The organism is Streptomyces sp. GbtcB6, assembly GCF_019091475.1.
Classification (GTDB): domain Bacteria; phylum Actinomycetota; class Actinomycetes; order Streptomycetales; family Streptomycetaceae; genus Streptomyces; species Streptomyces hyaluromycini.
This window is the reverse complement of the sequence record NZ_JAGXJL010000027.1, coordinates 27,000-37,356: the sequence shown is the minus strand read 5'-3', so window position 1 is coordinate 37,356 and position 10,357 is coordinate 27,000. Positions and strand designations below refer to the sequence as shown.

11 protein-coding genes and 1 pseudogene are annotated in these 10,357 nt (G+C 72.1%); 3 read left to right on the top strand and 9 right to left on the bottom strand.

Features of this window, described 5'->3' with window-relative positions:
* Window positions 1-140 precede the first annotated feature (140 nt).
* The 7 genes from KVT45_RS58505 to KVT45_RS35470 all read right to left on the bottom strand — a co-directional run bounded on the left by KVT45_RS58505 (window position 141) and on the right by KVT45_RS35470 (window position 5,505).
* Window positions 141-209, bottom strand: a complete 69-nt coding sequence (locus KVT45_RS58505; RefSeq protein ID WP_350792195.1) for a putative leader peptide — start codon at window positions 207-209, stop codon at window positions 141-143.
* A gap of 95 nt (window positions 210-304) precedes the next feature.
* The gene (locus tag KVT45_RS35495; protein WP_217553276.1) at window positions 305-1,318 is read right to left on the bottom strand and encodes an Lrp/AsnC family transcriptional regulator; all 1,014 of its coding nucleotides are present in this window, start codon (window positions 1,316-1,318) and stop codon (window positions 305-307) included.
* A 70-nt stretch (window positions 1,319-1,388) separates the two neighbouring features.
* A complete protein-coding gene (locus KVT45_RS35490) occupies window positions 1,389-1,841 on the bottom strand; it encodes an Lrp/AsnC family transcriptional regulator (RefSeq protein WP_046726552.1) in 453 nt (150 codons plus the stop codon).
* 114 nt (window positions 1,842-1,955) lie between these two features.
* Window positions 1,956-3,398, bottom strand: coding sequence for a GuaB1 family IMP dehydrogenase-related protein (locus KVT45_RS35485; RefSeq protein ID WP_217553275.1), 1,443 nt, complete (start codon window positions 3,396-3,398; stop codon window positions 1,956-1,958).
* Window positions 3,399-3,552: 154 nt separating this feature from the next.
* On the bottom strand, window positions 3,553-3,864 hold the full coding sequence (locus tag KVT45_RS35480) for a barstar family protein (protein ID WP_217553274.1): 312 nt from the start codon (window positions 3,862-3,864) through the stop codon (window positions 3,553-3,555).
* A 1-nt stretch (window position 3,865) separates the two neighbouring features.
* Window positions 3,866-4,534, bottom strand: a complete 669-nt coding sequence (locus KVT45_RS35475; protein WP_254647822.1) for an alpha/beta hydrolase — start codon at window positions 4,532-4,534, stop codon at window positions 3,866-3,868.
* A 5-nt stretch (window positions 4,535-4,539) separates the two neighbouring features.
* Window positions 4,540-5,505: a Dyp-type peroxidase gene (locus KVT45_RS35470; RefSeq protein ID WP_254647821.1), complete on the bottom strand. Its 966-nt coding sequence runs from the start codon at window positions 5,503-5,505 to the stop codon at window positions 4,540-4,542.
* Between the two features lie 253 nt (window positions 5,506-5,758).
* Here KVT45_RS35470 and KVT45_RS56735 point away from each other — a divergent pair.
* The 3 genes and pseudogenes from KVT45_RS56735 to KVT45_RS35455 form a co-directional block, all read left to right on the top strand.
* A pseudogene (locus tag KVT45_RS56735) lies at window positions 5,759-5,974 on the top strand (AraC family transcriptional regulator); the annotation flags it as partial.
* A 235-nt stretch (window positions 5,975-6,209) separates the two neighbouring features.
* Window positions 6,210-7,520, top strand: a complete 1,311-nt coding sequence (locus KVT45_RS35460) for an MFS transporter (RefSeq protein WP_217553271.1) — start codon at window positions 6,210-6,212, stop codon at window positions 7,518-7,520.
* Window positions 7,521-7,575: 55 nt separating this feature from the next.
* A complete protein-coding gene (locus KVT45_RS35455) occupies window positions 7,576-8,166 on the top strand; it encodes a TetR/AcrR family transcriptional regulator (protein ID WP_217553270.1) in 591 nt (196 codons plus the stop codon).
* A gap of 163 nt (window positions 8,167-8,329) precedes the next feature.
* On the opposite strand, the gene KVT45_RS35450 is transcribed toward KVT45_RS35455, so the two are convergent.
* Together KVT45_RS35450 and rpe are read right to left on the bottom strand one after the other, a co-directional pair.
* The gene (locus tag KVT45_RS35450) at window positions 8,330-9,373 is read right to left on the bottom strand and encodes a sugar-binding transcriptional regulator (protein WP_217553269.1); all 1,044 of its coding nucleotides are present in this window, start codon (window positions 9,371-9,373) and stop codon (window positions 8,330-8,332) included.
* A gap of 78 nt (window positions 9,374-9,451) precedes the next feature.
* Window positions 9,452-10,138, bottom strand: coding sequence for a ribulose-phosphate 3-epimerase (gene rpe, locus KVT45_RS35445; protein ID WP_217553268.1), 687 nt, complete (start codon window positions 10,136-10,138; stop codon window positions 9,452-9,454).
* Window positions 10,139-10,357: the final 219 nt, after the last annotated feature.

Sequence of the window (10,357 nt, the reverse complement as noted above, 5' to 3'; positions counted from 1 at the left end):
CTTGGGCGGGACCGGGCGGACGCGGGGTGCACGCAGGGGCGCGCGAACGCGGGACGGGGTGGGAGCGGTGGTGCGGAGGCGGACCGGACCGGGGCCGGGTCAGGCCCGCGCGGATCCGGGGAAGTGTCCGGCAGGGCGCGTCAGCGCACGTGACAACAGCAGGCGCTCGCGACGCGACACAGGTCGACCTCGCGGCGGGCGGTCAGCACGGAATTCTTCTCCACGGCACGGGATGCTAGGCGCGGCGAGAAAACACCGTCAAGAAGCGCGTGAGAAATCTCGACATCCGGACGCAGCGAGTGAGTCAAAGAGACACCGGATCCGGCTCATGTGAGCCAAAGCGCAACGATGAAGCGCTGTTGTGATCGGTCCCGTCGGCCCCGCCCCTGCGCAGCGACTCCACCACCAGCGTCGTCCGCACCTGGTCCACCTCGCGAGCCCACCCGGAGTCGACGAGGAACCGCTGCAGCTCCTCCCGCGACCTGTGCGCGGTGTTCACCAGCAGCGGGAAGTCGCCCGCCAGCGCGGCCAGATAGCGCACCGCCGGCAGACTCAGCAGCCGCCGCGCCGTCTCCTCCATCGCCGCAGGCCGCACCCGCACCCACAGCAGGCCCTCGACCGGAAAGCCCAGGGCGGCCGGTTCGACCACGGCCCGGATCGCGAGCCGCGCACTGCTCTGCAGCGCCTCGAGCCGCCGCCCGGCCGTCGCCTTGGACACGCCCGCCAGCGCGGCCAGCTCCTCCAGGGTCAGGCGCCCGTCCCGGGCCAGCGCCCGCAGGATCGCCCGCTCGTCCGGCGTACGGTCCACGGGCGCCGGGGTCGGCCCCTGCACCGGCACCGCCGCCGGCTCCAGGACCGCCGCCTCCGCGGGCGTCAGCAGCCCCGGGCGCCACTCCCGCGCGGTGCGGTAGTAGTGCAGCACCGGGTCCGTGGCGATCGCCGCGGCGCCGGGCAGTGCGGGCAGTTCCTCGCCGGTCAGCTCCGCAAGCCGGGCCGCGGGGCACTGCAGCTCCGCCACCACGTCGTCCGTGCCGGTCACCCGGCAGCTGAACACCGCGTCCTCACGGGCCGCGAGGGCCCGGCCCGCCTCCGCCGCCCGGCCGGGCCGGCAGCGCAGCCGCACCACGACCGTCTCGGCGAAGTTCTCCAGCCCGACCACCCGGACCAGCCCGCTCTCCAGCAGGCGCGTTCCGCGCCGGGCCACCGTCCGCTCGCCCTCGCCGAGGGCCTGCGCCACCGATCGCCACGAGGCCCGGCCGTTCACCTGGAGGGCCGCGATGACGCGCAGATCCAACGGGTCCATCTGAGGCAGGGGCATCACCCCAGTACATCAGACCCCGCGAACGCCCCGGCAGCCCCACCGCAGGCACCGAAGCGGTGCGTCCGGCTCAGCCCGGCGCGCCCGACGAGAAGCGCCGCAGCAGCGGGGACAGCACCAGCACCGACTTGGTCCGCTCCACGAACGGCTCCCCCGCGATCCGCTCCAGCACCCTCTCGAAGTGCCGCATGTCGGACGCGAAGACCTGCACGACCGCGTCGGCCTCACCGGTGACCGTCGACGCGGCCACCACCTCCTGATAGCGCTCCAGGCCCCGCTGGATGGTCTCCGGGGACGTGTTGCGCCGGCAGTAGATCTCGACGAACCCCTCGGTCTCCCAGCCGAGGGCCGCCGGGTCGACCCGTACGGTGAATCCGGTGATCGCCCCGGTGGCGCGCAGCCGGTCCACGCGCCGTTTGACGGCAGGCGCGGACAGGCCGACCAGCTGCCCGATGTCCGCGTAGGAGCGGCGGGCGTCCTCGGCGAGGGCGTGCACGATGCGTTCGTCGAGATCGTTCAGCAAGGGGTCGTTCAGCTCTCAGGTGGTGCAGGACGGGACCGGCGGTAGCCGTACACGAAGTAGAGCACGGGTGCGCGCTTTTGTTGCACGCCGCCGACGGCGCCTCCAGCGAAGCGTCTAGCTCCAGCTGGCGTGCAGCGGCTTGCCCTCCGCATACCCCGCCGCGCTCTGGATCCCCACGATCGCCTTCTCCGCGAACTCCTCCAGCGACCCGGCACCGGCGTAGGTGCACGACGACCGCACCCCCGCGATGATCGAGTCGATCAGGTCCTCCACGCCCGGCCGGGCCGGGTCCAGGAACATCCGGGACGTCGAGATGCCCTCCTCGAAGAGCGCCTTGCGGGCCCGGTCGTAGGCCGACTCGTCCGACGTGCGGTTGCGCACCGCCCGCGCGGAGGCCATGCCGAACGACTCCTTGTACAGCCGTCCGTCGGCGTCCTGCTGAAGGTCGCCCGGGGACTCGTAGGTGCCCGCGAACCAGGAGCCGACCATCACGTTGGACGCACCGGCGGCGAGCGCCATGGCGACGTCACGGGGGTGCCGGACACCACCGTCGGCCCAGACGTGCTTGCCGTACTTCCGCGCCTCGGCTGCGCACTCCAGGACCGCCGAGAACTGCGGCCGGCCGACGCCGGTCATCATGCGGGTGGTGCACATGGCACCGGGGCCCACGCCGACCTTGATGATGTCCGCGCCGGCGTCGACGAGGTCCTTGACGCCCTCGGCGGAGACGATGTTGCCGGCCGCGATCGGGACGTGCGGGTCCAGGCCGCGGACCAGCTTGATCGCGCTGAGCATCGACTCCTGGTGGCCGTGCGCGGTGTCGATGACGAGCGTGTCGACGCCCGCGTCGAGCAGCTGCTTGGCCTTGTCCGCGAAGTCCCCGTTGATGCCGACGGCGGCGGCGATCCGCAGCCTGCCGTGCGCGTCGGTCGCCGGGGTGTACAGGGTGGCGCGCAGGGCGCCCTTGCGGGTCAGGATGCCGGCCAGCTTGCCGTCCCGGTCGACCGCCGGGGCGTAGCGGCGGTTGGCGCCGTCCAGCTTGTTGAAGGCCTCGCGGGGGTCGATGTCCGCGTCGAGCAGCAGCAGGTCACGGGACATGACCTCGACGAGCTGGGTGAAGCGGTCGACGCCGGTGAGGTCCCGGTCGGTGACGACGCCCACGGGGCGGCCGTCCTCGTCGACGACGACACCGGCGTTGTGCGCCCGCTTGGGCAGCAGGGCCAGCGCGTCGGCGACGGTCTGGTGGGGGGCCAGCACGATCGGGGTGTCCAGCACCAGGTGGCGGCTCTTCACCCAGGTGATGACATCGGTGACCACGTCGATCGGGATGTCCTGCGGGATCACGACGAGTCCGCCGCGCCGGGCCACCGTCTCGGCCATCCGCCGGCCCGCGATCGCGGTCATGTTGGCGACGACCAGCGGGATGGTGGTGCCCGTGCCGTCCGGCGAGTTGAGGTCCACGCCCTGACGCGAGCCGACCGCGGAGCGGCTCGGCACCATGAAGACGTCGTCGTACGTCAGGTCGTACGGGGGCTGGATGTCATTGAGGAAACGCACGTGCCGCACATCCCAGTCGATCAGAGGTGACCCCCGGACCGGCCGGCCAGAGGGAAAAGCACGTACTTCATTCTCCCATGCGGACCGGTACGTCATGCCCGGGACGAAGGTCCAGGCAGGTCAGAGCTCGTTTGGAGGAACCTACGGGTCGAGGTCAGCCGAGGGCGAGGGCGATGGTCAGCGCGGGTTCGTCGGCGGACGCGTCGGTGAACACCCGCCGGGCGGTCTCCCACTCGTCCGGCCGGGTCCGTGCGTATTCCTGCCACCCGGTGACGACGACCAGGAGCCCGTGGCCGACGGCCTCCGGAGGCCACACCGAGGGGTCGCGGAGGCTGTCGGTGAGGGCGTCCCAGTTGCGCCCGAACCAGCCGGGCAGAGCCAGGGCGGAGGCGACGCGCTCCATGAGGCCGGCCTTGTCGGTGACCCCGGCGAGGTCGAGTGTGACCAGATGCGGACTCGTCGTCATCTCAGTGGCGTCCAGGTGGGGTTGCGGAGCCGGTCTGTTCGGCCAGCCAGGCCGCCGCCGAGCGGGTCCAGGTCGAGGCCTCGCCCGCGCCGTGGGCGAGGCCAAGGCTGTGCGGGCCGTGGGGATAGACGTGCACGGTGTGCGGCACGTCGTTGGCGGCCAGGGCCGTGGCCAGGCGGTAGGTGTGCTCCGGCCAGACGTACGGGTCCTCCGCCGTGTGCCAGAGGAAGAACGGCGGCGCCGCCGGGGTCACCAGCGCGTCGAGCGAGGTGGCCCGGCGCAGCTCCGGCGAGGCGTCCTCGCCCAGCAGGACGATCCGCGAGGGCCGGTAGGTCTCGGTCTCCATCGAGGTGATGGCGTACCCCAGCACGGCGAACTGCACCGACGTCCGTGCGTCGTGGTCCGCGGCCAGGGCCGCCAGACCCGCGAGATGCCCGCCCGCCGAGAACCCCATGAGCCCGATCCGGTCGGCCCCTTCGGCGCGCAGGCGCCGGATCTCGGCGCGCAGCGCTTCGAGGGGTACCGGATGCCGGACGTCGAGGGGATACCGGAAGACACTCGCCGCCAGGCCCAGCCCCAGCCCGGTGAGCCACTCTGCGACGGGCTCGGCCTCGTGCTGGGCGTGCTGCACGTAGCCGCCACCCGGCAGCACGATCACATGCGCGGACATCTCTCTCATTGTCCTTTCTCGCCGGCTCCGGGGAGCGCGGGCAGGTCGTCCAGGAAGTCGTCGGACGGCACGAAGAAGAGCGTGCCGGTGATCGCGGTGGAGAAGTCGAGGATCCGGTCGTGGGTGGCGTCGGCGGTGCCGAGGAACATGTTGCGCAGCATGTGCTCGATGACGTCCGGCGTCCGGGCGTACCCGATGAAGTAGGTGCCGAACTCACCGCCGCCGGGGCTGCCGAACGGCATGTTGTCCCGCAGGATCTGCTGTTCCTCGCCGTCCGGTCCGGTGATCGTGTTCAGCTCCACGTGGGAGGCCGGCTCCTCGAGTTCGAGGTTGGTGGCCTTCGTACGCCCGATGATCCGCTCCTGTGTCTCGGCGGGCAGCGCGTTCCAGGCGTCGAGGTCGTGGACGTACTTCTGTACGACCACATAGCTGCCGCCGGCGTGGCCGGGATCCTCCGCGCCGATCAGGACGGCCCGGCGGGCGGCGGCGCCGACCGGGTTCTCGGTGCCGTCGACGAAGCCCAGCAGGTCGCGGGCGTCGAGGTACTTGAAGCCCGGCACCTCGTCCTCGACGGTCACCGCGTCGCGCAGCCGGCGCATGATCTCGGCGGCGAGCCCGAAGCACAGGTCGAACCGGGTGGCCCGGATGTGCAGGAGGAGGTCGCCGGGGGTGGCGACCGCGGTGTGCCGGGGTCCTTCCAGCGGCCGGAAGGGATGCAGGCCCGCCGGGCGGGGGTGGTCGAACAGGCGGTCCCAGGCCGCGGAGCCGACCCCCGCCACACAGCTCAGCGCGGCTTCCGGGGTACCGAACCCGAAGCTGCGCTCCAGCGCGCGGAGATCGCCCAGCACCTCCCGTGCCGTGTCCTCGCCGCCGGGGCGGACGGTGAGCACCAGGAAGATCGCGGCGGTGGTCAACGGGCCGAGCACCGGCTGCGGTTCGGCTCCCGGCACGGGCTGAGGTTCAGTGGTCAACGCGTCCTCCCGATGCGATCGGCACACGGCCTGTCGTACTGTCGTACACATACTCGGGGTTGACGGCGTCCAGCCGATGAAGACGCTCCATGCGACGGCGTTGGGATTGCCGGAAAGTCCACACCTCGGGCCGCGCCTCCTTGCCCTCCCGCCTTGCGTGCGGCCCACGCACCGCCGGTTCCAGATCACAGCACGGGCGCCTGCCGTCCCGGCATCACATGAACAGGTGAGGACCACGCCCGCCGGACCGCCCGCAGGGCTCCTCGACGGCCGTATGGTGACCACGCGCTGGGCCGGCGCCGACGACCTCGAACGCCCCCGCCTGCGCGTCGACCGCAACGTCCTCCGCATCGACGACGGCCGCCTCCTCACCTCCGCCGGAGTGACCGCCGGCATCGACCTGCGCCTCCACCTGGTCCGCAAGGACCTCGGCGCAGCCGTCGCCAACGAGATCGCCCGGAAGCTGGTCGCCGCCCGGAGCGGCCTGGGCAGCAGCACCAGCCTCCGCGCCCGCTTCCGGGACGCCGTCGGCACCACACCCACCGCGTACCGCCGCGCGTTCCGTGCGACCGGCGACGCCGCCTGAGCGCGGTTCCGGCACGGAGAATTTTCCGAAGAATCTCTCGCCCGACGGAATAGACAGACCTGTCTATGCGGTTGAACAGGCCAGTTAGACAGACCGGTCTACCCACCAAGGACCTCCGATGAACCACGTCGCACCGCACGAGCGCGCCGAGCGCCCCAGGGCAACGCGCAAGCCGATCCCGCCGCGCGCCGCGTTCTACCTGCTCGCCTCCGTCGTCGTCTCCTTCCTCGCCGCCTCCAGCGCGCCCACCCCGCTCTACGCGACCTACCAGGCCGAATGGGGGTTCACCCCGATCACCACCACGGTCGTCTTCGGTGTCTACGCGATCGCCGTCCTCTCCGGTCTGCTGGTCCTCGGCAGGCTGTCCGACCACGTCGGCCGCCGCCCGGTCCTGATCGCCGCGATCGCCGCCCAGGCCGCCGCGATGCTGCTGTTCACCACCGCCGGAGGCGTCGGGGAACTGCTCGTCGCCCGCGTCGTCCAGGGCCTGTCCACCGGTGCCGCCCTCGGCGCGGTAGGCGCCGCGATGATGGACATCAACCGCTCCCGCGGCACCCTGGCGAACGCCTTCGCCCCCGGCCTCGGCACCGCGACGGGCTCTCTGGTCAGCGGCTTCGTCGTGCAGTACCTGCCCGCCCCGACCCACGCGATCTACCTCGGCCTGCTGGCCGTGTTCGCCGCCCAGGCCGTCGCCGTCGCCCTGATCGACGAGACCGTCACCAGGCAGCCGGGCGCCCTGGCCAGCCTGGTGCCCGAGATCAGGCTGCCGCGCACGGTCCGCGGCGCGGTCCTCGCGGCGGCACCCGTCATCTTCGCCGTCTGGGCCCTCGCCGGGTTCTACGGCTCCCTCGGCCCCGCCCTGGTCCGCACCCTGGTCGGCTCCACCTCCGCCGTCTGGGGCGGCCTCGGCCTCTTCGTCCTCGCGTTCGTCGCGGCCGCCTCGGTCCTCGCGCTGCGCAAGGCGCAGTCCACGACCGTGATGTACACCGGCATCGGCGCGCTCGTCGCCGGGGTCGCCCTGACCCTGGTCGCCGTGGATCTGAGCGCCCCGGGGCTGTTCTTCGTCGGCACGGCCGTCGCCGGCCTCGGCTTCGGCAGCGGTTTCCAGGGCGGCATCCGCACCGTGCTGCCGCTGGCCGAGCCCCACGAGAGCTCGGGCGTGCTGTCGCTGCTGTTCGTCGTCGCCTACCTCGGCATGGGCGTCCCCTCGGTCGCCGCCGGCGCGCTGGTGGTGCACGGGGGCGGGCTGGTGCCGACCTCCGAGGAGTACGGCGCGGTGGTCATCGCCCTGGCACTGCTGGCCCTGTCCGCCCTGCTGCTGCGGCACGGCAGGCCGCAGAGCGGGCCCGGGGTGAAGGTGGCGTCCGGCGGCCCGCAGGCGGTGCCGGTCCGGGCGGAGCAGCCCGAGGGCCTCACGCAGGCACGATGACTGAGTAGACCGGTCTGGTCAGCCATAGACTGGAAGTGACGGGAAGGTGAGTGGCATGACGAAGACGCTGACTGCCGCCAAGGCCCCTACCGCACGGGAGCGGCTGCTGTCGGCGGCGAACGAGCTGTTCTACGCGGAGGGCGTGCAGACGGTCGGGATCGACCGGATCATCGAGCACGCCGGGGTCGCCAAGGCCTCGCTGTACAACACCTTCGGCGGCAAGGAACAGCTCATCCGCGCCTACCTGGACTCCCGGCACACCAGGCTGACCGAGCGGCTGCTGCGCGCTGTCGAGGGCGCCGACACCCCACGGAACCGGCTGCTGGCCGTCTTCGACGCGCAGGCCGACCTGTTCACCGAGCCGGACTACCACGGGTGCGCCTTCATGGCGGCCAGCGCCGAGGCCAAGCACGGCAGCACCATCGAGGAGGCCTCCGACGTCTCCCGCACCTGGGTCCGGGCCCTGTTCACCGGCCTCGCCCGGGACGCCGGCGCCGCGGATCCCGAGGCCCTCGCCCGCCGGCTGCACCTGCTGTACGACGGGGGCGTGGTGTCCGCGCGGATGGACCGCGACCCGTCGGTGGGCGCGGTCGCCCGGGAGGCGGCCGCCGTCCTCATCGACGCGGCACTGCCGGCCCGTTCCTGAGGGCCACATGGCCGGTCCCCCGATCCGGCTCGTCACCAACTCCCGCACCGTACACGGGCATCGGAGCGATGACGGGACGGACACCGAGGAGGCTCGGGGGTGGCGGCCCACCCGCCGCGGCAGCGTTGTCAGCCCGGCTGCCGCGGCGACGCCATGATCCCGGTCAGGGACCGTCCGGGTCCGCGCGGCTCAGCGCGGGCTTGGGGGTGGTGCCGGCCGTCATCAGGTAGTCGGCGGCCGAGGTGTCCGTGACGAGGCTGGTGACCAGCCCCGACCGCAGCACCGCGTCGATCGCGGCCGCCTTGCGCTGCCCGCCCGCGATCGCGACGACCTCGGGGATACGGCGCAGCTGGTCGGCCTTGACCGTGATGCACCGTTCCCCCAGGTCCCGTCCGACCCGGCGGCCTTCGGCGTCGAAGAGGTGCGCGGCCATCTCGGCGGCGACGCCCAGCGTGGCGTAGTGCGCGCGCTCCTCGTCGCTGAGCATGTCGTGCACCGTGGAGATGCCGCGCTCCCAGGAGCCGATGGAGACACAGGCGACCGTGACCTTGTCGAAGTACTCGAAGGCGCGGGCGATCCCGGTCTGGTTGCGCAGCGCGACCGCGGTGGCCGCGTCGGGCAGCAGCATCGGCGCGTAGATGGGGTGGGCGTCGCCGCCCGACACCTGGGCGGCGCGCCGGACGGCCTCCACCGAGCCGCGCTCGGAGGTCCCGGCGTCGTACACGCCCGTCAGCTGCACCACCGTGCAGGGCGGCAGCCGGTCGAGCGCGGCCGCCATGTGGATGGTGGACCGGCCCCAGGCGAGGCCGAGCACATCGCCCTCGTTGACGAGTTCCCCGAGCAGGTCCGCGGCGACCTCGCCGAGGTTCTCGGGGTCCGGGGTCTCCTCCGCCTCGGCCGGGGACTCGACCACCACGGCATGCCGCAGGCCGTAGCGGGCGCGGAGCGCGTCCGAGCGCTCGGCGTCCAGTTCGGCCGGTACGCGGATCTCGATGCGTACGAGATCCCTTTCGAGGGCAGTCTCCAGTACCCGGGCCACTTTGAAGCGGCTGACGCCGAACTCCTCAGCGATCTGGATCTTGGACTTGCCTTCCAGGTAGAAGCGGCGGGCCATGGCCGCCGCCTGCACCAGCTCTGCGGGTCCCATCCGCATGGCTGACCGGCCCGCCGACATACCCGACACGGCCATCTCCTCACTGCTGTTCACACTCTGGATACGCCGTTCATCCTTGCAGATCCGGCGCACTTGATCAGCCCTGATCGGAGCCGTTCACGTTCCCGTACCTCAGTGGTCGCACGCCCACGACGCCTGGGCGGTGGCCGTCGCCGCCTGGGTGCGTAGTGCACGTACCGCCGCTGCCGGGTCGTTTGCCCCGTACACCGCTGAACCTGCCACAAAAACGTCGGCTCCGGCGTCCGCGCACCGCTCGATCGTCGCCGCGGAAACTCCACCGTCGACCTGCAGCCACAACTCCAGTCCGTGCTTGCTGATCAACTCGCGGGTGCGGCGGATCTTCGGCAGCATGATGTCGAGGAACGCCTGACCTCCGAAACCGGGCTCCACCGTCATGATCAGCAGCATGTCCAGCTCGGGGAGCAGGTCCTCGTACGGCTCGATGGGCGTGGCGGGCTTGAGCGCCATGGAGGCGCGTGCGCCCTTCGCCCGGATCTCCCGCGCGAGCCGCACGGGCGCGGCGGCCGCCTCCACGTGGAAGGTGACGGAGGAGGCCCCCGCCTCGACGTACTGCGGCGCCCACCGATCAGGGGCCTCGATCATCAGGTGGCAGTCCAGCGGGGTGTCCGTAGCACGGGCCAGGGACTCTACGACCGGCACGCCGAGCGTGAGGTTCGGGACGAAGTGGTTGTCCATGACGTCGACGTGGAGCCAGTCGGCGCCTTCGACCGCCTTCGCCTCGTCCGCGAGGCGGGCGAAGTCGGCGGACAGGATGCTGGGGTTGATCTGCACGGCCATGCCCCAAGCGTGCCATGCCCTGACGGGTAGGGCCGAGCGGGGTTCGGGGGTGGTTTCGGTTGTGGGTCCAGCGCGGGTGGGTGGGGGTTGCTCGCGCAGGTCCCCGCGCCCCTTACGGGGCGCTGTCCAGCCGCGTCCTGCATGTCAGCTACTCAGGCTGCGGGCAGGCGTGCCGCAGGGCGGCACGGGTCGGCGCAGCGGCACCCTGCCAGCGCCGGT